The 22,878-nt window shown below is 74.2% G+C and carries 17 protein-coding genes; 10 read left to right on the forward strand and 7 right to left on the reverse strand.

The features are described 5' to 3' along the window. The first annotated feature begins 59 nt into the window (after window positions 1-59). From AB0H75_RS12490 to AB0H75_RS12505, 4 genes are all read left to right on the forward strand, one after another. Window positions 60-1,244 carry a YeiH family protein gene (locus tag AB0H75_RS12490; protein ID WP_367794858.1) on the forward strand — a complete coding sequence of 395 codons (1,185 nt, stop codon included), beginning with the start codon at window positions 60-62 and terminating at the stop codon, window positions 1,242-1,244. A gap of 121 nt (window positions 1,245-1,365) precedes the next feature. Then, window positions 1,366-2,292: a pseudouridine-5'-phosphate glycosidase gene (locus AB0H75_RS12495; protein ID WP_367794860.1), complete on the forward strand. Its 927-nt coding sequence runs from the start codon at window positions 1,366-1,368 to the stop codon at window positions 2,290-2,292. After that, window positions 2,289-3,218 (forward strand): carbohydrate kinase family protein, encoded by a 930-nt coding sequence (locus AB0H75_RS12500; protein WP_367794864.1) that lies wholly within the window; start codon window positions 2,289-2,291, stop codon window positions 3,216-3,218. Before AB0H75_RS12495 ends, AB0H75_RS12500 begins: the two co-directional genes overlap by 4 nt. Window positions 3,219-3,300: 82 nt before the next feature. After that, window positions 3,301-5,970 (forward strand): hypothetical protein, encoded by a 2,670-nt coding sequence (locus AB0H75_RS12505; protein ID WP_367794867.1) that lies wholly within the window; start codon window positions 3,301-3,303, stop codon window positions 5,968-5,970. A gap of 6 nt (window positions 5,971-5,976) precedes the next feature. Here AB0H75_RS12505 and AB0H75_RS12510 read toward each other — a convergent pair whose 3' ends face one another. The 6 genes from AB0H75_RS12510 to AB0H75_RS12535 all read right to left on the reverse strand — a co-directional run bounded on the left by AB0H75_RS12510 (window position 5,977) and on the right by AB0H75_RS12535 (window position 15,477). After that, the gene (locus AB0H75_RS12510) at window positions 5,977-9,213 is read right to left on the reverse strand and encodes a helix-turn-helix transcriptional regulator (protein WP_367794870.1); all 3,237 of its coding nucleotides are present in this window, start codon (window positions 9,211-9,213) and stop codon (window positions 5,977-5,979) included. 49 nt (window positions 9,214-9,262) lie between these two features. After that, window positions 9,263-9,697, reverse strand: coding sequence for a GNAT family N-acetyltransferase (locus tag AB0H75_RS12515; protein WP_367794873.1), 435 nt, complete (start codon window positions 9,695-9,697; stop codon window positions 9,263-9,265). A 136-nt stretch (window positions 9,698-9,833) separates the two neighbouring features. After that, complete coding sequence (locus AB0H75_RS12520) at window positions 9,834-10,970, reverse strand: acyl-CoA dehydrogenase family protein (RefSeq protein WP_367794876.1); 1,137 nt, start codon at window positions 10,968-10,970, stop codon at window positions 9,834-9,836. 2 nt (window positions 10,971-10,972) lie between these two features. Next, window positions 10,973-11,866 (reverse strand): hydroxymethylglutaryl-CoA lyase, encoded by an 894-nt coding sequence (locus tag AB0H75_RS12525; RefSeq protein WP_367795991.1) that lies wholly within the window; start codon window positions 11,864-11,866, stop codon window positions 10,973-10,975. 12 nt (window positions 11,867-11,878) lie between these two features. Further along, window positions 11,879-13,903 (reverse strand): biotin carboxylase N-terminal domain-containing protein, encoded by a 2,025-nt coding sequence (locus tag AB0H75_RS12530; RefSeq protein ID WP_367794878.1) that lies wholly within the window; start codon window positions 13,901-13,903, stop codon window positions 11,879-11,881. A 2-nt stretch (window positions 13,904-13,905) separates the two neighbouring features. Beyond that, on the reverse strand, window positions 13,906-15,477 hold the full coding sequence (locus AB0H75_RS12535) for a carboxyl transferase domain-containing protein (RefSeq protein ID WP_367794881.1): 1,572 nt from the start codon (window positions 15,475-15,477) through the stop codon (window positions 13,906-13,908). 70 nt (window positions 15,478-15,547) lie between these two features. On the opposite strand from AB0H75_RS12535, the gene AB0H75_RS12540 reads away from it, so the two are divergent. From AB0H75_RS12540 to AB0H75_RS12560, 5 genes are all read left to right on the forward strand, one after another. Continuing rightward, complete coding sequence (locus AB0H75_RS12540; RefSeq protein WP_367794884.1) at window positions 15,548-16,147, forward strand: TetR/AcrR family transcriptional regulator; 600 nt, start codon at window positions 15,548-15,550, stop codon at window positions 16,145-16,147. A gap of 82 nt (window positions 16,148-16,229) precedes the next feature. Further along, entirely contained in the window at window positions 16,230-16,883 is a 654-nt protein-coding gene (locus tag AB0H75_RS12545; protein WP_367794887.1) for a PadR family transcriptional regulator, read from the forward strand. Window positions 16,884-16,897: 14 nt separating this feature from the next. Then, window positions 16,898-17,875: an ATP-binding cassette domain-containing protein gene (locus AB0H75_RS12550; RefSeq protein WP_367794890.1), complete on the forward strand. Its 978-nt coding sequence runs from the start codon at window positions 16,898-16,900 to the stop codon at window positions 17,873-17,875. After that, window positions 17,872-18,732, forward strand: a complete 861-nt coding sequence (locus tag AB0H75_RS12555) for an ABC transporter permease (RefSeq protein ID WP_367794893.1) — start codon at window positions 17,872-17,874, stop codon at window positions 18,730-18,732. Before AB0H75_RS12550 ends, AB0H75_RS12555 begins: the two co-directional genes overlap by 4 nt. A gap of 95 nt (window positions 18,733-18,827) precedes the next feature. Further along, window positions 18,828-19,025 (forward strand): hypothetical protein, encoded by a 198-nt coding sequence (locus AB0H75_RS12560; protein WP_367794896.1) that lies wholly within the window; start codon window positions 18,828-18,830, stop codon window positions 19,023-19,025. Window positions 19,026-19,085: 60 nt separating this feature from the next. Here the strand turns inward: AB0H75_RS12560 and AB0H75_RS12565 are convergent, their stop codons facing one another. After that, complete coding sequence (locus AB0H75_RS12565; protein WP_367794898.1) at window positions 19,086-20,453, reverse strand: hypothetical protein; 1,368 nt, start codon at window positions 20,451-20,453, stop codon at window positions 19,086-19,088. Window positions 20,454-20,649: 196 nt separating this feature from the next. Here AB0H75_RS12565 and AB0H75_RS12570 point away from each other — a divergent pair, with 196 nt between their 5' ends. Beyond that, window positions 20,650-22,872 carry a thiamine pyrophosphate-dependent enzyme gene (locus tag AB0H75_RS12570; RefSeq protein ID WP_367794900.1) on the forward strand — a complete coding sequence of 741 codons (2,223 nt, stop codon included), beginning with the start codon at window positions 20,650-20,652 and terminating at the stop codon, window positions 22,870-22,872. Window positions 22,873-22,878: the final 6 nt, after the last annotated feature.

Below are 22,878 nucleotides of genomic sequence, written 5' to 3' on the forward strand. Positions count from 1 at the left end.
ATGAGCTCCCAGGCGATCGCCGGCTACCGGCCGCCCTTGACGCCCCGAAGACTGAGGGCATGCTCACCGGCGACCACCCTCGCGCCCGCCTGCCCGCCGCCCTGCCCGCCGTCCTGCCGGGGGTGGCGCTGGCCGCCGTGGCGGTGGTGCCGGCCCTGGTCGTCAACCACTTCGTGCCGGCGCTCAGCCCCGCCGTGGTCGCGGTGGCGTGCGGAGCGGCGCTGGCGAACCTGGCGGCGGTCCCCGCGCGGTTCGGGCCGGGGCTGGCGTTCGTCTCGCGGCGGGTGCTGCGGGTGGCGATCGCCCTGCTCGGCCTGCGGATCGTGGTGCCCGACGTGCTCGCGCTGGGCTGGCGGACGCTGGCCGTCGTGGCCGTCGCGACGGGGGTCACGTTCCTGGTGACGCCGCGCGTGGGGCGCGCCCTCGGGCTCACCCCCGGCACCTCGCTGCTCGTCGCCGCGGGCGTGTCCATCTGCGGCGCGTCCGCCGTCGCCGCCATGCGCGACAGCGTGCCGGCCTGCGACGACGACGACGCCGCCAACGCCCTCGGCGTCGTCGTCCTGTACGGCACCGCCGCGATCGTGGTGCTGCCCGCGCTGGCGTCCCTGCTGCGCCTGCCGCCCGACCGGCTCGCCGTCTGGGCGGGCGCCGCCGTGCACGAGGTGGCCCAGGTCGCCGCGATCGGCGCGGCCGCGGGCGGGCTCGCCACCGCCGTGACGGTCAAGCTGGCCCGCGTCGTCCTGCTGGCCCCGATGGTCGCACTGGCCGCCCACCGCCGACCTTCCCCGGACGCCGAGCGGGGCCGTCCCGGGGACGACGAGCCGGGCCGTCCCCGGGACGACGAGCCGGGCCGTCCCAGGGACGACGGGCCACTGGCCGGGCCGGCGGTCCGGCCGCACGTCCGATCGCAGGTCCAGTCGCAGGGCCGGCCGCCGGCCCGGTCGCACGTCCGGCCGCACGTCCGGCCGCAGGGCCGGCCGCAGGGTCGGCCGCCGGTCGTGCCGCTGTTCGTGGCCGCGTTCCTCGCGATGGCGGCGCTGCGGAGCACGGGCCTGGTCCCGGAGGCCGTGACCGCCGCGGTGCCGCAGGTGACCGGGGTGCTGACCGCCGCCGCCCTGTTCGCCCTCGGCACCGGGATCGACGTGCGCAAGCTGGCCAGGGGAGGCCGGACGCTGCTGCTGGGCGGGTTCGCCAGCGCGCTCGTCGCGGGCCTCTCGCTGGCCGGGGTGACGCTGCTCGTGTGATCATCGGCTGGACGACGGACCCCGGGAATGGCCGTAACCTGCAGAGTCAGCGGCAAATGTCGTAAACTCCGCCCCTCCCCTGCCCGGGGCCCAGGATCACGCAAGGAGCACGAGACCCACCATGCGCAGCACCGCAGACTCCGTCCTGAAGCCGTCCGACGAGGTAGCCGAGGCCCTGGCCGGCGGCGCGCCGGTCGTGGCGCTGGAGTCCACGATCATCTCCCACGGGCTGCCGCAGCCGCGCAACCTGGAGGTCGCGCGCGAGCTGGAGGGGATCGTCCGGGCGGCGGGCGCCGTGCCGGCCACGATCGCCGTGCTCGACGGCGTGCCCCGCGTCGGGCTGGACGCGGCGGAGCTGGAGCGCATCGCCACCGAGCCGGGGCTGCGCAAGCTGGGCCAGCGCGACCTGCCCGTGGCCGCCGCGCTCAAGGCCAGCGGCGCCACCACGGTGTCGGCCACGTCGTTCCTGGCCGCCCGCGCCGGCATCCGGATCTTCGCCACCGGCGGGCTCGGCGGCGTGCACCGCGGCTGGACCGAGGACCAGGACGAGTCCGCCGACCTCGACACGCTCGCCCGTACCCGGATCACCGTCGTGTGCGCCGGCGTGAAGTCGATCCTCGACGTGCCCGCGACGCTGCAGCGCCTGGAGACGCGCGGCGTGAGCGTGGTCGGCTACCGCACGGACACCTTCCCCGGCTTCTACCTGCACACCTCCGGCCGGCCGATCGACTGGCGCATCGAGACGCCGGAGGAGGCGGCGGCCGTCATGCGCGGCCAGGACGCCCTCGGCGGCCAGGAGACCGCGCTGATCGTCGCCAACCCCGTCCCCGTGGACCAGCAGCTCGACCCCGAGCTGCACGACCGCGTGCTGGCCGAGGCACTGGCCGCCGCCGAGCGCGAGGGCGTCAAGGGGCAGGCGATCACCCCGTTCCTGCTGGGCTACCTGGTCGACGGCACCGGCGGCGCCTCCCTGGAGGCCAACCTGGCCGCCGTGCGCGGCAACGTCGCCCTCGCCTCCCGGATCGCCCTGAGCTGGGCCGGCTCGTGACCGGCCGCGGCCTCCTGGTCGTCGGGGACGCGGTCACCGACGTGGTGGCGCGGCACGGCTCGCCGATCGTGGCGGGCGTCGACGCGGCGGCCGACATCGTGCTGCGCCCCGGCGGCTCCGGCGCGAACACCGCCGCCTGGGCCGCCCACCTGGGCGCCGACACCCGCCTGCTGGCCAGGCTGGGCTACGACAGCAGCGACTGGCACCTCGCCGAGCTGGCCAGGAGCGGCGTGCGCCCGCAGGTGAGCGTGGACCCCGACCACCCCACCGCCGTCGTCATCGCCATGGTGGACCACAGCGGCGAGCGCTCGATGCTCACCAACCGTGGCGCGGGCGGCCTGATCTCCGAGCACGACTGGGACCCCGCCCTGCTGGAGGGCGTGGCGCGGCTGCACCTGTCCGGGTACGTGTTCTTCGCCCCGCCGGGCCTGCGCCTGGCCCGGGCCGCCATCGCGGACGCGGCGGCCGCCGGGGTGGCGGTCAGCGTCGATCCGGCCTCCACCGAGCCGCTGCGCGCCTTCGGCGTCGAACGTTTCACGGCCGAGACCGCCGCGGCCGATCTCGTCATCCCCAATCTCGACGAGGCCCTGCTCCTCACCGGCGCGCCCACGGCGGAGCGGGCGGCCGAGCTGCTGAGTGAGAGATACGGCACAGCGGTGGTGAAGCTGGGCGCGCGAGGAGCGCTGGCGGCGGTGTCCGGGACGGTCATCGCCCAGGTAGCGGGGGTGGCGGCCGACGTGGTGGACACGACCGGAGCTGGGGACGCGTTCGCCGCCGGGTTTCTCGCCGCGACCTTGCGGGGATGCGGGGAAGAGGCAGCTCTGGAAGAAGGATGTCGTGCGGGTGCCGCATGTGTGGCCCAGGTGGGGGGTCGTCCACGGTACGGTTTGGATCTGAACCGTCTTTACCCTATTCACACTGATTGATAGCTTGCCGCGTAGGCTGCACCACTAGCCACAGGCACAACGGGCAGCACACGCGGCACACTGGGGAGGATAAGGTCCGCCGATGGAAGTCGAGTCATCGATCTGCCTGAGCGACCTAGTCCCTGCTCTGCGCTGGAGCCGGCCGCAGCAGATCGCCGAGGCGCTGAGCGATCCGCGCCTGCCCGCCGGATGGTGGTCCTCGCTTCCGCTGCCGAAGGCGCTCGGCACGGCGGGGCTCGACTGGATCTGCGAGCGCCTCGCCCGGCTGGCCGCCACCCGCTGGGACCATCTGCCGCTGGCCGACCTGGTGCCCGCGCTCACCGTCCACGCCGTCGATCCGGCGTTGCCCGGCTGGCCCGAGGCCACCCGCACGGCGGTCACCGGGCTCGGCGGCTGGCAGCGGCTGCGCCGCCTGTCCCCCGGCGATCTCGGCACCCCGTCCGCGACGCCCGAGGTGGTGGTCGGCGCGGTGCTGCGCGAGGTCCTCGGCCGCATCGCCGCCGCGCCCGCCGTCGTGCCCACCGCCGCGCATCCCGAGGTGACGCGCCCGCTGCCGCGCGGCGCGGACGAGACCCGGAGCACCGGCTCCTTCCCCGCCGTCCCCCGGTCCGGCCCGCTCGCCCCCGCCCCTTCCTTCCCCGGCCTCCCGGACGCCCCCCTCCCCGCCGCCGCCCAGAGCGGCCCCTTCGCCGCCCCGGCGGACGGGCGCGGCTCCTCCCCCGCCCCCTCGGCCCCGGAAGGGCAGGGCGGCGTCTTCCCCGCCGCTCCCGGCGGCGATCGCCAGGCGGCGAGCGGCGGCCTGTTCGGCCAGGGCCAGCAGCCGGACAACGACCGGCAGCGCCGCACGGGCGCCTTCCCGGCCCAGGGCACCGAGCGGCAGAGCGGCGCCTTTCCGGGGCAAAGCGGCGAGCGCCAGACGGGCGCCTTCCCCGGGCAGGACAGCGAACGCCAGAGCGGCGGTTTTCCCGCCCAGGGCGGCGAACGCCAGACGGGCGCCTTCCCCGGGCAGAGCGGCGAACGCCAGACGGGTGCCTTCCCGGGGCAAGGCGGCGAGCGCCAGAGCGGCGGTTTTCCCGTGCAAGGGGACGACCGGCAGGGCGGCGCGTTCCCCGGGCAGGGGGGCGAGCGCCAGACGGGCGCGTTCCCGGCGCAGGGCGGCGCGTTCGCCGGGACCTCCCAGAACGGTTCGTATCCGGGGCAGAGCGGCGCCCCGCGCCAGGGACTCCCGGGCGACGGCCTGCCGCAACGCCCGTCCCCCGCCCAGCCCGGACAATCCGCCGCCCAGCCCGGGCAGCCCGCCTCGTCCGGGCAACCCGGGCTACCCGGCCAGTCCATCCAATCCGGACAACCCGGGCAGCCCATCCAGCCTGGGCAGCCCGACCGCCTGCCGCAGCGTCCCGCGTCCCGGCAGCCCGGCCGCGAGGACACCGGCGCCTTCCCCGGCCTCTCGAACGGCCCGCTCCCCGGCACCGCCACCCCGAACGGCACCTCCCCCCAGATCCCCGCCCAGCCGGGCCCCTCGCTCCCGGGCCCCTCGCTCCCGGGCGGGCCGCTCCCGGGCGGGCCGAGCACCGGCTCCCTCCCCGCCGTCCCCGGCGCGGACCCGTCGAAGACCGGCTCCATCCCTGCCCCTGCCCCTGCCCCCATCTCCGCCTCCGGTTACGCCACCGGATCCACCGCCCCGGTGCCGTCCGACCCCGACCACGCGATGGTCCGCGTCGTGGACAGCCTGTTCCGCAACCTGAACAAGCTGGAGCTGGCCGTGGCCGTGCACCGGTTGTTCGCCGAGGACCCGGTCAGCCTCCGCACGCTGGCCCACAAGATGCTGGTCGAGCGGGAGGCCCTGTCCCAGGCGCAGCGCACGGCCGAGGAGCGGGTGCTCACCTGGCTCCGTTCCTCGGAGTCCGCCCCGGTGACGGGGCACATGTTCCGGCTGACGGAGTGGCTGGGCGCGGCGGCGACGGAGGAGCAGCTCATCGGCGCCGACCCGGCCCACCCGGTCATGGTCCCCTCGCTGCGCACCCCGCTGTGGCGGGTGCTGGTCACGCTCATGCCCGACCGCCGCCTCCAGGACGGCTGGCTCGTGGTGGGCGACATCCACGGCCTCCAGGCCCGTACGCGGCAGATCCTGGCCACCGCCCCGCCGGACGCCGACGTGGTGGAGCTGATGGCCGAGCTGGGCATCCGCGCCCACTCCGCCAAGGCGTGGCTGGACGCCCTGCCGCCCGAGTCGGCCGACCCGATGGCCTCGGCTCCGTCCCCGGCCCAGCCACTGCCACGCCGCACGCCGGGCGCGAACGGCCACCATCACCGCGGCGGCCAGCCCATCCCGCCCGTGACGTCCAGCTCGATCGACCCCTCGGCCGCGCTCGCGACGCTGTCGGCGCTGTCGGGCGGCCGGTCCGCGATGTTGCCGGGCAGCCTGGCGGGCACACCGTCCACGCCGCCTCCGCCGCTGCCGAGCCCGTCCTCGGACCCGCGCCGCTGGCAGCGCATCGAGGTCACGCCGGAGCACCTGCGCGGTGGCCCGGTGCCGGTGCCGGAGGGGTACGCGGCCCAGCTCGGCATGCGCCCCGGCACCCTGCTGTCGGTCACGGGCCCCGGCGACAACGCGATCGTCCTGGTCTGGCAGGGCCACCAGCCGGTCTTCGACTCCCTCCAGCCGGTCCTCATGCGCCTGAACGCCCGCCCCGGCGACCAGGTGTACGTGACGGTGGACGGCTACCGCCTGGAGGCCCAGCTCACCGCCTGAGCCCGCTCAGTCGCTGAAGAGGCGGAGGCGGTGGGCCGTGGCGGCGGCCTCGCCGCGGCTGGCGACGCCGAGCTTGGCCAGGATGTTGGAGACGTGCACGCTCACCGTCTTCACCGAGATGACCAGCGTCTGGGCGATCTCCCGGTTGCTGCGGCCGTTGGTGACCTCGCGCAGCACCTCCAGCTCCCGTGCCGTCAGCCCGAGCGGCTGCCCGTCGCCGGCGGGCTCGTCCGTCCCGCCGCCGATGCGGGCGCGCCGCCGGAACACGTCGAGCTGTTCCAGCAGCGGCGCGGCCCCGAGCCGGTCGGCCAGCTCGCGCGCCCGCCCGAGCCGGGCCGCCGCCTCCTGCCGGTCGCCCGTCGCCAGCAGCGCGTGCGCCGACGCCAGCAGGCCGCGAGCCTCCGCGTACGGCTGCCCGAGCGACACCCACGCCTGCACGGCGAGATCCCACGCCTTGACCTGCCAGACCGCCCGCGCCGCCGGATCCACGAAACCCGCGGCGCCCGGAGGGCCCACGGAACCGTCCGGGCCGGTGATGCCCGTGACGGCGGAACCCGTGCCAGTGGAACCCGTGGCGACGGAACCCGTGCCAGTGGAACCCGTGACGGCGGAACCCGTGGCGACGGAGCCCGTGGCGGCGGGCTCGGGCCCGATCAGCGCCTCGAACGTGAGCCGCTGCGCCTGCTGCAGATCGCCCTCCACGCCGATGGCCGACGCCAGCTCCCGCAGCCGGGGCAGTAACGACGCCGCCAGCCGCGCCACGGCACCCCCGTCCAGACCGCTGGACAACGACCCCCCGCCCACCGATCCGCCGGTCACCGCGCCACCGCCCGCAGGTCCACCGGCCGCAGGTCCACCGGCCACTGCGCCACCGATCATGGCGCCGCCGCTGCCCGCCGGACCAGCGACCGCCGCGCCGCCGCTTCCGCCGATGCCGGCGATCGCGGTCAGCATCCGGGCGAAGCTCACCAGCAGTTGCCACGTGTAGCGCGGGCTGCACGTCAGGTCGCGCTCCTCCAGGGCCCGGGCGACCGCCTCCACCGCCTCGCCGAGCCGCCCCCGAGCCTCCAGCAGCCGCACCTCCCGCCGCAGGTGCGGCAGCAGCATCTGGTCACGGTGGGCGCCCCGCGACAGCACGCCGCGCGAGGAGTGCAGCAACTGCTCGGCCCGGTCGAGCTGCCCGCGGGCCAGCGCGATGTCGGTGGCGAACCCCTGGAGGCTGGCCCGGTAGGGGGCGGGCGGCGCGAGGTCGATGGCGCGCTCGATGACCTCCAGCGCCTCGTCCCACCGCCCGAGCGAGACCAGCGGCTCGGCCAGGTTGATCGCCAGGAAGGTGCCCGAGGTGCGGGCCAGGCCGTAGTGGGCGGCGCCCTCGATGCCCTCGCGGGCGACCCGCGCGGCCTGCTCGTGCCGGCCCGCGCCCTCCAGCGCGTCGGACTCGGAGATGGCGCAGCGCATGAGCGCGCTGTACGCCTCCCCGCCGGCGGCGATGCGGCGCGCCTCGGCGAACGCCTCCATCTGCGCCTCGATCTCGGAGTAGCGGAAGCGCGCCCAGGTGGCGGTGATGAGGGCGTGGACCTCGACGTTGGCGTCGCCGATCGCGCGGGCGATCTCGCGGGCCAGGCCGGCCGTGGCGATCTTCTCGGCGAGGTCCTCCGGCCGGTGGAGCATCCGCGACAGGCTCTCCAGCACCTGCCCGCGCAGCCTGGTGGGCGGCTCGGCGGGCACCAGGGAGGCGGCCCGCCGCAGGTCGTCGAGGTTGCCGGGGCGGCCCAGGTCGAAGCGGGTCAGGCCGCGCTGCCGCAGGATGGCGGCGGTCCTGATGGGGTCGGTCTCCGGGTCGAGCTCGGCCAGGACGGCGCCGGCCAGGGCGATGCTGCGTTCGTACTCGCCGGCCAGGTGGGCGACGACGGCGGTGTGCCTGAGCACGTCGAGCCGGTCGCGGCCGATGCGCTCGGCGGCGTCGGGCACCTGGTCCCACAACTCCAGGACGCGGGAGAGCATGCGCAACTGCTCGTCGTAGGCGGTGGACGTGCGGGCCGCGGCGGCCGCCCCCCAGGCGCTGACCAGCGCCCAGGTGGAGTCGTGGGCCGCGTGCCAGTGGTGGGCCAGCTCGATGGCGCCGCGCGGGGCGGGCAGGATCGACAGGTCGCGCTCCAGCGCTTCGGCGTAGCGGGTGTGCAGGCGGGTGTGCTCGCCGGGCAGCAGGTCGTCGTGGAGCGCCTCGCGGATGAGCGCGTGCCGGAAGCTGTAGCCCTCGCCGTCGACCACCAGGACGTTGCCCGCGACGGCCGGCCGCAGGGCGCGTGACAGCGCGCTCTCGTCGAGCCCGGCCACGGCGGACAGCAGGTCGTGCTCGATGCGCTGGCCGCCCGCGCTGGCCACCCGCATCAGCTCCTGCGTCTCCTCCGGCAGCCGCTCGACGCGGGCCAGCAGCAGGTCGCGCAGCGACTCGGGCAGGTCGCCGCCGCCGCCCTCGCTGAGCAGCGCCTCGACGAACAGCGGGTTTCCCTCGCTGCGCGCGTAGATGAGGTCCATGTCGGTGTCGGGGGGCTGCCGCTCCAGGATGCTGGCCGCCTGCGCCACCGCCTCCCTGCGGGTGAGCCTGCGCAGCTCGACCCGGGTCACCGACTCCACCCGGCCCAGCTCGGCCAGCATGGGCCGCAGCGGATGGGTGCGGTGCAGCTCGTCGGTGCGGTAGGTCACCACGAGCAGCAGCCGCCCTGCGGTGCGCTGGTAGCGGACCAGGAACGACAGCAGGTCGCGGGTGGAGCGGTCGGCCCAGTGGGCGTCCTCGATGACGAGCACCACCGGGCGCTCCTCGGCCAGCCGCTCCAGCAGGCCCAGCACCAGCTCGAACAGCCGCGCGCGGGCTTCGGCGCCGTCCTTGCCCGGCTCGCCGAACTCGGGCAGCAGCCGCGCCAGCCCGCCCGTGGCGCCGCCGGGCACCAGCGCGGCGACGCCGTCGCGGCCGAGCCGCCGCACCAGCCCGCGCAGCACGGCGGTGAACGGCGCGAACGGCAAGCCCTCCGTCCCCAGCTCCAGGCACCCGCCGACGAGCACCAGGGCGTCGCCGGCCCGGTCGGTGAACTCCACGAGCAGCCGCGTCTTGCCCACCCCGGCCTCGCCGCCCACGAGCACGGTGGACGGGACCCCGGCGCGCGCCCTGGCCAGGGCGTCGCCCAGCACGGCGAGCTCGCGGGCACGCCCGACGAACAGCGGGCTGACGACGTGAATGCTCACGTAGGAAAGGATGCCACCCGCCGCCGACAGAACCGCGCGCGGATCGCTCTCAGCGCAGGACCTTGCGGAAGAACGTGGCCGATGCCTCGTAGCCGAGCGCGTGGTAGAACTCCGGCGCCCGGCGGGTGGCCATCGCGACGTAGCGGGCCCCGCGCGAGCGGGCCCACCGCTCGAACTCCTCCAGCAGCGACCGCCCGATGCCCTGCCGGCGCGAGCCCGACTGGACCATGGCCTCCTCGACCCAGGCCACCGGCCCGTTGGCGAACAACGTCAGATGGACGAACCCCAGCAGGTAGCCGCGGACCCGGCCCTCCGCGACGGCGGCGAGCAGCAGGGCGTCGTCGTTCGCCAGCAGCTCGGGCAGGGCGGCGTCGAACGCCTCGCGCTCCGGGCGGAACGTCAGCCCGAAGTCGCGGGCCAGCGCGAACACCTCGTCCGCGTCGGCTTTCTCCGCCCTCCTGATGAGAAGATCGTCAGCCGTCATGAACCCTGACAGTAGATCCTCCCGTGTCGCTCGCGCAATCCTCGAAGTCCTCCCACGTCAGGGTGATCCCGGCACGGCCGCGGGCCCGGTCGCGGGCCCGGTCGCGGGCACGGTCGCGGGCACGGCCGCGGCGCGCTCACAGGTCCGCCAGGCCGAGCTGGCGGGCGATGAGCATGCGCTGGACCTCGCTGGTGCCCTCGCCGATCTCCAGGATCTTGGCGTCGCGGTAGAAGCGGCCGACGGGGAACTCGTTCATGAAGCCGTAGCCGCCGAACACCTGGGTCGCGTCCCTGGCGTTGTCCATCGCGGCGTTGGAGGCGACCAGCTTGGCGATCGCCGCCTCCTTCTTGAACGGCGCGCCGGCCAGCATGCGCTCGGCCGCGTGGTAGTAGGCCAGGCGGGCGGTGTGGGCGCGGGCCTCCATGTCGGCGACCTTGAACTGGATGGCCTGGTAGTGGCCGATCGGGTGGCCGAAGGCCCGCCGGTCCCTGACGTACTTGAGGCACTCGTCCACGCAGCCCTGGGCCAGGCCCACGCTGAGGGCGGCGATGGCGACGCGCCCCTCGTCCAGGGTCTGCAGGAACTGGGCGTAGCCGCGGCCGCGCTCGCCCAGCAGGTTGGCGGCCGGCACGCGGCAGTCGGCGAAGGACAGCTCGCGGGTGTCGGAGGCGTTCCAGCCGACCTTGGAGTACTTCTTCGACACGGTGAAGCCGGGCGTGCCCGCCGGGACGAGGATCGTGGAGATCTCGCGCTCGCCGGTGAGCGCGGCCACGCCGACGACGCTGGTGAGGTCGGTGCCGGAGTTGGTGATGAACGCCTTCGTCCCGTTGAGCACCCATTCGGCGCCGTCGAGCGTGGCGGTGGTGCGCATGCCGCCGGGCACGTCCGTGCCGCCGCTGGGCTCGGTCAGGCCGAAGGCGCCCAGCTCCTGGCCGGAGGCGAGCCGGGGCAGCCAGTGGGCGCGCTGCTCGTCGGTGCCGAAGCGGTAGATCGGCATCGCGCCCAGCGACACCGCCGCCTCCAGGGTGATCGCCACGCTGGAGTCGACGCGGGCCAGCTCCTCCAGCGCCAGGCACAGGGCGAAGTAGTCGCCGCCCATGCCGCCGTACTCCTCGGGGAAGGGCAGGCCGAACAGGCCCATCGTGCCCATCTGCCGCACGATGTCGTACGGGAACTCCTCGCGCTCGTAGTAGCCCCCGATCACGGGGGCGACCACCTCGCGGGCGAACGCCTCGACCGTCTTGCGTAGTTCTTCGTACTCGTCCTTGAGCATGGTCAGCCTTTCGCGAGGGCCTGTACGACGCGGGACGGGCTGGGCCGGCCGAGCAGCCCGGCCAGCCAGGTGCTGGTGGCCACGAGCTTGTCCAGGTCGAGCCCGGTCTCGATGCCGAGCCCGCGCAGCATCCAGACGAGGTCCTCGGTGGCCAGGTTGCCGGTCGCCGACTCGGCGTAGGGGCAGCCGCCGATGCCGCCGGTGGAGGCGTCGACCGTGGTCACTCCGGCCCGCAGGGCGGCCAGCGTGTTGCCCAGCGCCTGCCCGTAGGTGTCGTGGAAGTGCACGGCCAGCCGCTCGGGCGAGCGGAACGCCCGGATCAGCTCGGTGACGTGCCCCGGCGTGCCGACGCCGGTCGTGTCGCCCAGCGACAGCTCGTGGCAGCCGAGCCCGAGCAGCCGCTCGCCCACCCGGACGACCTGCGCGATCGGGGTCGGCCCCTCCCAGGGGTCGCCGAAGCACATCGACACGTACGCCCGCACCCGCACCCCGTGGTCGAGGGCCCTGGCCACGACCGGCTCGAACATGTCGAACTGGCTCTCCAGGCTCCGGTTGAGGTTCTTGGCGGCGAACGTCTCGGTGGCGCTGGCGAAGACGGCGATCTCGTCCACGCCGCGCTCCAGGGCCCGGTCGAGGCCGCGCTCGTTCGGCACCAGCACGGGATAGCGCACGCCGGGCCTGCGGGGCAGGCGGGCGAGCAGGTCGTCGGCGTCGGCGAGCTGCGGCACCCATTTCGGGTGCACGAAGCTGGTGGCCTCGATGATCCTGTGGCCGGCGTCCGCGAGCCGGTCGATGAACTCGGCCTTGACCTCGACGGGCACGACCGTGGCCTCGTTCTGCAGCCCGTCGCGCGGGCCGACCTCGTAGACGGTGACCTGCTTGGGCAGACCTTCCATCGGGTACGGCACCTAAGCCTCCTCAGAAGTGGCCGCGTCAGGGGTCACCACGGCCAGGACGGCGTCCATGTCGACCGGCTGCCCCGGCTGGACCGGCAGCTCGGCGAGCACGCCGGCGCACGGGGCGGGCACCGTGTGCTCCATCTTCATGGCCTCGACCACGACGAGCGGCTGCCCGGCGCTCACCCGGTCGCCCGCCTGGGCCTTGACCAGCAGGACGGTGCCCGGCATGGGGCTGCGCACCACGCCGTCGCCGGACGTGGCGGCGCCGGGCCGGTCGCCGGGGTCGCCGATGAGGTGGCGGGTGAACGCCCACGCCCGGCCCTCCCGGCCGAGCCAGAGCGTGTCGCCGTCGCGTACGCGCAGGTAGCGCGTGGTGCGGCCGCCGATCGTGACGGCCACCTCGGCGCCCTCGGCCCGCACGCGGGCGGGCGCCGGCCCGTCCGCCAGCAGCACCTCGGCGGACTCGGCGGGCAGCCCGCGGACCCGCACCTCGTGCACGCCGTCCCGGGACTCCAGCCGCCAGGTCGTCCAGGCGCGCTCGCCGAGCCGCCAGCCGTCGGTGACCTCCCACGGGTCGCGGCCCCGCGGCAGCGTGTGGAGGACCAGCGCGGCCGCCGCGGCGACCTCGGCGGGCGTCTCCTGGCCCGGCAGCAGCTCGGGCAGCGCCCGCTCCACCAGGCCGGTGTCCAGCTCGCCCGCCCGAACGGCGGGATGGGCGGCCAGGGCGCGCAGGAACGGCACGTTGGTGACCACGCCCAGGACGGCCGTGCCGGCGAGGGCCCGGTCGAGGGCGCGCAGCGCCTCCTCGCGGTCCGCGGCCCAGGCGACGACCTTGGAGAGCATGGGGTCGAACGCGCTGCCGACGACCCCGCCCTCGGCCAGCCCGGAGTCCACCCGCACCACGGGTCCCGGCCCGGGCTCCCGGCGCGGCCCGCCCGGCCCGCTCGGCCCGCCCGGCCCGCCCGGCTCGTTCGGCCCGCCCGGCTCGCGCAGCAGCAGGACCCGGCCGCCGGTCGGCAGGAAGCCGCGCGCCGGGTCCTCGGCGTACACGCGGGCCTCGACGGCGTGCCCGCGCAGGCGCACCTCGTCCTGGCCGAACGGCAGGGGCTCCCCCGCCGCCACCCGCAGTTGCAGCTCCACCAGGTCCAGGCCGGTCACCAGCTCGGTGACGGGGTGCTCGACCTGGAGGCGGGTGTTCATCTCCATGAAGTGGTAGGCGCCGGTGACGCCGTCCACGATGAACTCGACGGTGCCGGCGCCCACGTACCCGACCGAGCGCGCGGCCTCCACCGCCGCCGCCCCCATGCGCTCGCGCAGCTCGGGGGTGACGAAGGGGGACGGCGCCTCCTCGACGATCTTCTGGTGCCTGCGCTGCAGGCTGCACTCGCGCTCCCCCAGGTGCACGACGCCGCCGTGGGCGTCGGCCAGGACCTGGATCTCGATGTGGCGGGGGCGGTCCACGTAACGCTCGATGAGCAGCGTGCCGTCGCCGAACGCGGCCCGCGCGGTGCGCCGCGCCGACGCCAGCGCCTCGGGCAGCTCGGCGGCCGAGCGCACCAGCACCATGCCCTTGCCGCCGCCGCCCGCGGACGGCTTGATCAGCGCGGGGAAGTCGCGCCACTCCTCCAGGTCGTCGTCCGGCTCGGCACCGCCCGGCACCACCGGCACCCCGGCGGCCGACACGGTGGCCTTGGCCCGGATCTTGTCGCCCATCGCGTCGATGGCTCCGGCCGGCGGCCCGACGAAGGTCACCCCGGCCGCGGCGCAGGCCCGCGCGAACCCGGCGTTCTCCGCCAGGAAGCCGTAGCCGGGGTGCACGGCCCGCGCCCCGGACTCCAGCGCCGCGGCCACGATGGCCTCCGCGTCCAGGTAGCCGGGCACCTCCAGGGCGAGGTCGGCCTCGCGTACGTGCCGGGCGTCCGCGTCGGACGGCGTGTGCACGGCCACCGCCGTGATGCCGAGCCGGCGCAGCGTGCGGATGACGCGGACGGCGATCTCGCCCCTGTTGGCGATGAGAACACGGTCGAAGAGCATGGTCACATCCGGAAGACGCCGTAGCCGGCGGGTTCGAGCGGGGCGTTGGCCGCCGCGGACAGCGCCAGGCCAAGGACGGTGCGGGTGTCGAGCGGGTCGATCACGCCGTCGTCCCACAGCCTGGCCGTGGAGTAGTACGGGTTGCCCTGGTGCTCGTACTGGGCCCTGATCGCGTCGGCGTCGGCGGAGCCGACGGTGGTCAGGACGTTGGCGGCCTGCTCGCCGCCCATGACCGAGATGCGGGCGTTGGGCCACATCCACAGGAAGCGCGGCGAGTAGGCCCGCCCGGCCATCGCGTAGTTGCCGGCGCCGAAGGAGCCGCCGATCACCACCGTGAGCTTGGGCACCCGGGCGCAGGAGACGGCGGTGACCATCTTCGCGCCGTGCTTGGCGATGCCGCCCGCCTCGTAGGCCCTGCCGACCATGAACCCGCTGATGTTCTGCAGGAACACCAGGGGGATGCGGCGCTGGTCGCACAGCTCGATGAAGTGGGCGCCCTTCATGGCCGACTCGCTGAACAGGATGCCGTTGTTGGCCACGATGCCCACCGGGTGGCCGTGCAGGTGGGCGAAGCCGGTGACCAGGGTGTGGCCGTACTCGGCCTTGAACTCCAGGAAGCGCGAGCCGTCCACGATCCTGGCGATGACCTCGCGCACGTCGTAGGGCTGGCGGGTGTCGGCGGGGACGATGCCGTACAGCTCGCGCGGGTCGTGGCGGGGCGGCTCGGGCTCGGCGACCGGCCAGGGCCGCTCGGCGCGCGGAGCGAGCGTGGAGACGATGTCGCGGACGATGGCCAGGGCGTGGGCGTCGTCCTCGGCCAGGTGGTCGGTGACGCCGCTGACCCGGGCGTGCAGGTCGCCGCCGCCCAGCTCCTCGGCGGTGACCTCCTCGCCGGTGGCCGCCTTCACCAGCGGCGGGCCGCCCAGGAAGATCGTGCCCTGGCCGCGGACGATGACCGCCTCGTCGCTCATCGCGGGGACGTACGCGCCGCCCGCGGTGCACGAGCCGAGCACGGCGGCGATCTGCGGGATGCCGCGGGCGGACATGGTGGCCTGGTTGTAGAAGATGCGGCCGAAGTGGTCGCGGTCGGGGAACACCTCGTCCTGCAGGGGAAGGAACGCGCCGCCGGAGTCCACCAGGTAGACGCAGGGCAGGTGGTTGTGCAGGGCCACCTCCTGCGCGCGCAGGTGCTTCTTGACGGTCATCGGGTAGTACGTGCCACCCTTGACGGTGGCGTCGTTGGCGACGACCACGCACTCGCGGCCGGAGATCCGGCCGACGCCCGTGATGATCCCGGCGGCGGGCGCCTGGTCGTCGTAGAGGCCGTCGGCCGCCAGCGGCGACAGCTCCAGGAAGCGCGAGCCGGGATCGAGCAGGCCGTCCACGCGGTCGCGCGGCAGCAGCTTGCCGCGCTCGACGTGCCGCCGCCGCGACCGCTCGGGGCCGCCGAGCGCGGCGGTGGCGAGGCGGTCCAGCAAGTCGGCGGCCAGGCGCTCGTTGAGCTCGGCGTTGCGCTTGTACGCCTCGCCCGCCGGGTCGGCGGCCGATCCCAGCACCGGCCAGTCGCTGCTCATGAGTCCCCTCTCGTGGCTCTCATGGCTCGAATGTTAGTCAGCGTTAACCTCATCGTCTAGTATGTGAGACGTGACCACCGCCTCCGCGACCTCTGCCCGCCCCCGGCGCAACCGGCGCGCGGAGATCCTGGACGCGGCCTCCCGCCTGTTCGCGGCGCGCGGCTTCCACGGCGTCTCGATCGAGGACATCGGCGGCGCGGTGGGCGTGTCGGGCCCGGCGCTCTACCGGCACTTCAGCGGCAAGGAGGCGCTGCTCGCCGAGATGCTGCTCGACGTCAGCTCGCGGCTGCGCGAGGCGGCCGTGGCCGTGGTGACCTCCTCCCCCGGCCCCGAGCAGTCGCTCGGCGCCCTGCTCGACGTGCAGATCACCTTCGCCATCGAGCAGCCGGCCCTGATCACCGTGCACGACCGGGAGCTGGGCAACGTGCCCGAGCCGCAGCGGCGGCGGATCAGGCGGCTGCAGCGGCTCTACGTCGAGGAGTGGGTGACCGTCCTGGCCGAGCTGCACCCCGCCTGCCCGGCCGCCCGGCTGCGGGCCGCCACGCACGCGGTCTTCGGCCTGCTCAACTCCACCCCGCACAGCGCGGGCGAGCTGCCGGGCGGCGACATGCGGCCGCTGCTGCGGGCGATGGCGCGGGCGGCGATCGAGGCCGCTGTTAACGTCCGCTAACAAATGGCGTCGCCGGTAACGGCCTTGTTTGTCGCAACTATCTAGATATATCGTCACGATATCTCGATAGTTGGAGGTCGTCATGGACGAGCCCGATTTCTGGGACGATGTCCCCCCGCCCCCGCCTCCCTTCCCCCCGCCTCCCTTCCCCCCGCCCCACCTCCCTCCTCCGGCCTTCCCGCCGGGGCCGCCCGGGGCGCCGCACCCGGCGGCCGGGTTCGTGCCCGCGCCGCCTCCCCCGCTGGCGCCGCCCGGTCCCGGGCCCGTCATGGCGGTCCACTGGGGCCGGCCCGCGCCCCGGGTTCGGCGCGGGGACGTCCGGGCGGCCCTGCTCGCCCTGCTCCACGAGGGCCCGCAGAACGGCTACCAGATGATCCAGGGCATCGAGGAGCGCAGCGGCGGCGTCTGGCGTCCCAGCCCCGGCTCCGTCTACCCGGCGCTCCAGCAACTGGAGGACGAGGGCCTGGTGACCGGTGACGAGTCGGGCGGCAGCCGCACGTACCGGCTGACCGACGGCGGCCGCGAGCAGGCGGCCCGGCACGCCGGCGAGGCCCCGTGGGAGGAGGTGGCCCGCAGCGTACCGGCCGGCCAGCACGAGCTGGCCCTGCTGTGGGCCCAGCTCAACGAGGCCTTCGCCCACCTCGTGCACACGGCCGGCGACCGGCAGGTCGAGGAGGCCAAGAAGCTCATCAGGAGGACGCGCAGGGCCGTCTTCCAGATCCTGGCGGAGGACTGAGGGGAGGACCGGACATGGCCGGGGAGACCGCCGTCTCCGTACGGGGACTGCGCAAGACGTACGGGAAGGTCGAGGCCGTCAAGGGCATCGACTTCGAGGTGCCGCCCGGCGAGGTGTTCGGGTTCCTGGGCCCGAACGGCGCCGGCAAGACCACCACCATCAGCATGCTCTGCACCCTGGTCGGCCCCACCGGCGGCAGCGCCACGGTGGCCGGGCACGACGTGGTGCGCGAGCGCGACGAGGTCCGCAGGAACATCGGCCTCGTCTTCCAGGACCCCACCCTCGACGGCTACCTCAGCGCCGAGCAGAACCTGCGCTTCCACGCCGAGCTGTACGGCGTCCCGAAGGGCCTCGTCGGCGACCGCATCCGCCAGGTGATGGAGATGGTCGCGCTGTGGGACCGCAGGGACGCCAAGGTGATGACGTTCTCCGGCGGCATGAAACGGCGGCTGGAGATCGCCCGCGGCCTGCTGCACTCGCCGCGCGTGTTGTTCCTCGACGAGCCGACGGTCGGGCTCGACCCGCAGACCCGCTCGGCCATCTGGGGCTACATCAACCGGCTGCGCCGCCTGGAGGACATCACCATCTTCATGACCACCCACTACATGGACGAGGCCGAGTACTGCGACCGGATCGCCATCATCGACCACGGCGAGATCGTGGTCATCGACTCGCCCGAGGCGCTGAAGGCCGGCGTCGGCAAGGACCGCGTGCAGATCCAGACCGGCGACGACGGCGCGGCGATCGAGGCGCTGCGCGAGCGGTTCGGGCTGGAGGCGGCCGTGCACGAGGGGGCGGTCACCTTCGCGGTGCCGTCCGGCGAGGAGTTCGTGCCCCGGCTCTTCGCGGAGCTGGGGATGCCGATCACGTCGGTGAGCGTGTCCCGGCCGTCGCTGGACGACGTGTTCATGTCCTACACCGGCTCCACCATCCGCGACGCGGAGGCCGGGGCCGACAACCTGTCCTTCATGCGCGCGATGGCGAGGCGATGACGATGGCGGCGGAGGCGATCGGCGTCCGGGTCCCGGCCCGCGGCGCCGGGCACGACCTGCGGGCGGTCAAGGTCGTGCTGCACCGGGAGATCCTGCGTTTCGTCAACGACCGCACCCGCATGGTGTCGTCGCTGGTGCAGCCCGTGCTCTGGCTGTTCGTCATGGGCGCGGGCCTGGGGTCGCTGGTGCGGGGCTCGATCCCGGGCATCGACTTCCGGACGTTCATGTACCCCGGCATGATCTCGATGACCGTGATCATGACCGGCATGTTCTCGGCCGGGTCCATCGTGTGGGACCGCGAGTTCGGCTTCCTGCGCGAGATGCTGGTCGCGCCCGTCTCGCGCGGCGCGATCGTGGTCGGCAAGTGCCTGGGCGGCGCGCTCGTGGCCACCGCGCAGGGCGTCATCATCCTGGCCATGGGCGGGCTGGTGGGGGTGCCCTACGCGCCCGGGCTCATGCTCACGCTGCTGGCGGAGATGTTCCTGGCGGCGTTCACGGTCACGGCGTTCGGCGTGATGCTGGCGGCCCGGATGAAGAACATGCAGTCCTTCTTCGGGCTCATGCAGATGGCGATCATGCCCATGATGTTCCTGTCCGGGGCGATGTTCCCGCTGGCCAACCTCCCCTCCTGGCTGCACGTGCTCACCGTCGTCAACCCGATGACGTACGCGGTGGACCCGATGCGCCAGGCCGTCTTCTCCCACCTGGACGTGCCCGAGCGGGTGAACGCGCTGCTGAACCCCGGGGTGCGGTGGGCCGGTCTCCAGGTGCCGGTGCCGCTGGAACTGGGGCTCGTGGCGGCGCTGGGCGTCCTGCTGCTGGGGGTCGGGATCGCGGAGTTCCGGCGCGCGGAGTAGGAACGACCCTCGCATCGGACTGCAACCACGCGGACACGTAGGGTAACGTCTAGACGTACCGCGCGGCCCCGCCCCTTCCGTGGAAAGGAACCCCCTTGTTCGATCTGCACAGCAAGCTCTGCCAGTTGGAAGTCCGCGTGACGGCGCTGGAGCGCGTCCACCTCCGGCTGGACCGGTACGACGGATGCTCGAACCGTCTCGAAGCGGTGGAGGAGCGGTTCGGGCGCGTGACCGACGACCTCGCCGACCTCAAGTCGACTCTCGCCCGCATCGAGGGCAAGCTGTCCGGCTGACGCCGGCGGACGGCAAGGCCCGGGGTGGGAGCCCCGGGCCTTGCCGTCAGTTCAGATCGTTCAGCGGATCACCCGGACGTAGTCCGTCCGGCTGGTGGAGCCGTACGCGTCGCCGTCGCCCTTGAAGGTGAACCTCCAGCGCCCGGAGTCCCAGGCCCTGGCCTTGACGTAGAGGTGGCCGCCGCCGCCGGAGCGGAACGACTTCACGTACTCCCACTTCTTCGACCCGGCCTTCTTGAAGAACAGCGCCACCTTGCCGGCGTAGCCCTCCCAGGTGCCCTCGTCGGAGATCTGCAGCTTGCCCCTGAACTTTAGGTACTTACCGCGTTTGACCGGCTCGGGGTAGGCGTTGAACGCGGTCAGCCGCGTGTCGGCCCTGGTCTCCTCGGGCGGCGGGGCGGGCTGGGTGACGGTGACCCAGTCGGCGTCGCCGGCCGTGCCGTTCACGCCGCGCGTGCCCGCGTACTGGGCGCGCCACCAGCCGGAGGCGGCGGCGGTGGCCGAGGCGCGGAAGAAGCCGTGCCGGCCGGTCACCGCGCTGGTCACGTACTCCCAGCGCGTGGAGCCCGCGGCCCTGAAGAAGACGGACACGCGCTGCCCGGCGAGCCCGCCGCGGCCCTCGGCCCGCAGGGAGCCGGTGAGGGTCAGCGTGTCGCCCTTGGCGACCGGCTCGGGCCGGGCGTCGAAGCCGGCGATCGTGCTGTCCACGGCGCGGTGCCGGATCACCAGCCCGGCCAGGTCGCTGACCGAGCCCTTGGCCGCGGCCGTGGCCGTGAACACGGCGCGGAACGAGCCGCTCCGCCAGGCCCGGACGCCGGTGGCGAACCAGCCGCCGTTCCCGGTCGTCACCTTGGCGACCTCGCGGAAGTCGCCGGAGTGGCGGCCGCGGAACTGGACGGAGACGCTCTGTCCCCGGTACCCCTCGCCGTCGGCGAGCAGGCGCCCGGAGACCCTGACCACGTCCCCGCGGCCGGCCACGCCCGGCCGCACGCCGAAGCCGGCGAAGCTGGTGTCGGCCGGCTTCTTGACGGCGACCTCGAACGTCCCGGTGGCGGACTTCTCCTGGCCGCCGCCCGTGGCCGTGGCGAGGTAGCTCCACGTGCCGGTGGGCGAGGTCTCGAACTTCTTGGTGCCGGTCCACTTGATCCAGCCGCGGACCGGCGTCCTGGTCAGGTCACCGGCGGAGGTGTAGACCCCCGCGGGCGGCTTGAGCTGGAGCGTGGCGGCGTCCGCGTTCTTCGTGAAGAAGGTGAAGGTGGCGGTGACCGGCCCGCTGGTCACGTCGATCGGCGGCTTGGGGGTGATCTGCACCCGGCCGATCACGACGGTTTCCTGGGAGGCCGCGGTCGCGGTGGCCGGTGCGAGGGCCACCAGGCCCCCTGCGCCGATCAGAACGGCGAATGCGGCGACACGGATGCGTTGTAACATGCGGGTTCCTTTCTGGAGACCCTTGCTTCAACGCGGCATTGAGGGTGCCACGTGTGTCCCTTCAATAGACCCATATATGACCGGCGAAGTTGAGTATTTTGACAAACGGTTATAGATCAAGGTCAATTAGGACCGGTCCACAACACGACCCTCCCGACCGGCAGACGTCAGGCCGGATGGAAGACATAATCGGGGTGTGGCGCGGGACACTGTTGAGACACATTTCACCGAGGCCGTGGCGACGCTGAAGGCGGGGCTCCCGCGTGATCCGGCCGGCCCGGTCCGCGAGGGCACCACGCTGACCGGCGAGCAGTGCAGGGCCCTGTTCCGGCGCCAGCTCGACAGCAGGCTGCTCGACATCGCCGCCCGCTGGCTGCGCGAGCAGGACGAGGGCTTCTACACGATCGGCTCGGCCGGGCACGAGGGCAACGCCGCGGTCGCCGCCGCGCTGCGGCCCACCGATCCCGCGCTGCTGCACTACCGGTCCGGCGCGTTCTACCTGACCAGGTCCGAGCAGAAGGGCAGGCTGCCCGAGCAGGGGCTCAGAGACGTCCTCATGGGCCTGACGGCGGCGGCCGACGAGCCCATCGCGGGCGGGCGGCACAAGGTGTTCGGCCATCCCGAGCTGGCCGTCATCCCGCAGACCTCGACCATCGCCAGCCACCTGCCGAGGGCCGTGGGCGTGGCCTTCGCCATCGAGCGCGCCAGGGCGCTCGGCGTGCCGTCCAAGTGGGGGGCCGACGACGCGATCGCGGTGTGCAGCTTCGGCGACGCCTCGATCAACCACGCCAGCGCCCTGTCCGGCTTCAACACCGCCTCCTACGCCACCTACCAGGGGCAGGCGCTGCCGATCCTGTTCGTGTGCGAGGACAACGGGCTCGGCATCAGCGTCCGCACGCCGAAGGGCTGGGTGGCGGCGGCCGCGCGGCGGCCCGGCATCGAGTACTTCGCGGCCGACGGGTGCGACCTGGCCGACGCCCACGACGCCGCCGTGCGGGCGGTCGAACACGTCCGCGCCCGCCGTGCCCCCGCGTTCCTGCACCTGTCCACGGTGCGGCTGATGGGGCACGCCGGGTCCGACGTGGAGGTGGCCTACCGCACCCAGCGCGACATCCGCGCCGACCTGGCCCGCGACCCGCTGCTGCGCACCGCCGCGCTGCTGGTCGAGGCCGGGCTGGAGACGCCGCAGGAGCTGCTCAAGCAGTACGAGTCCGCCCGCGAGCACGTGCTGCGCATCGCGCTGGAGACCACCCGCAGCCCGCGGCTCGGCACCGCCAAGGAGATCATGGAGCCGATCGCGCCGCGCCGGCCCGACCTGATCACCCGCCTCAGCCCCACCGCCGCGCCCGCCGCCGTCAGGGAGAAGGCGTTCGCCGGAGCGCTGCCGGAGCACGACAAGCCGCTCACGCTCTCCCTGGCGATCAACCGCACGCTCGCCGACGCGCTCGCCGTCCACCCCGAGATGATGGTGTTCGGCGAGGACGTCGCCAGGAAGGGCGGCGTCTACGGCGTGACGCGGGGGCTGCAGAAGCGGTTCGGGGCGGGGCAGGTGTTCGACACGCTGCTGGACGAGCAGACCGTCCTGGGGCTGGCGCTCGGGTCGGGGGTGTCGGGCCTGCTGCCGGTGCCGGAGATCCAATACCTCGCCTACCTGCACAACGCGCTCGACCAGATCCGCGGCGAGGGGGCGACGCTGTCGTTCTTCTCGCGCGGCGCCTACCGCAACCCGATGGTGGTGCGGGTGGCGGGCTACGCCTACCAGAAGGGGTTCGGCGGGCACTTCCACAACGACAACTCGGTGGCGGCGCTGCGCGACATCCCGGGGCTGGTCATCGCCTCGCCCGCGCGGCCCGACGACGCCGCCGCCATGCTGCGCACCTGCCTGGCCGCGGCGCGCACCTGCGGGTCGGTGTGCGTGTTCCTGGAGCCGATCGCGCTCTACCACACGCGCGACCTGTTCGAGGAGGGCGACGGGGGCTGGCTGGCGCCGTACGTGCCGCCGTCGCGCTGGGCCGAGACGCACGTGCCGATCGGGCGGGCGCGCTCGTACGGCGACGGGCGGGACCTGACGATCGTGACGTTCGGCAACGGGGTGCGGATGAGCCTGCGGGCCGCCGTGCGGCTCACCCAGGAGGGGTACGGCTGCCGCGTCCTCGACCTGCGCTGGCTGGCGCCGCTGCCGCTGGACGACCTGCTGCGCGCGGCCGAGCTGACCGGCAAGGTGCTGATCGCCGACGAGACCCGGCACACCGGGGGCGTCTCCGAGGGCATCGTGGCGGAGCTGACCGACGCCGGGTTCGGCGGGCAGGTGGCGCGGGTGACCTCGGCCGACAGCTTCATCCCGCTGGGGGCGGCGGCCGATCACGTGCTGCTGTCGGAGGCGGAGATCGAGCAGGCGGCCCGCAAGCTCCTGGGATGAGCCCTG

It is taken from the genome of Nonomuraea sp. NPDC050783 (assembly GCF_040802095.1).
Classification (GTDB): domain Bacteria; phylum Actinomycetota; class Actinomycetes; order Streptosporangiales; family Streptosporangiaceae; genus Nonomuraea.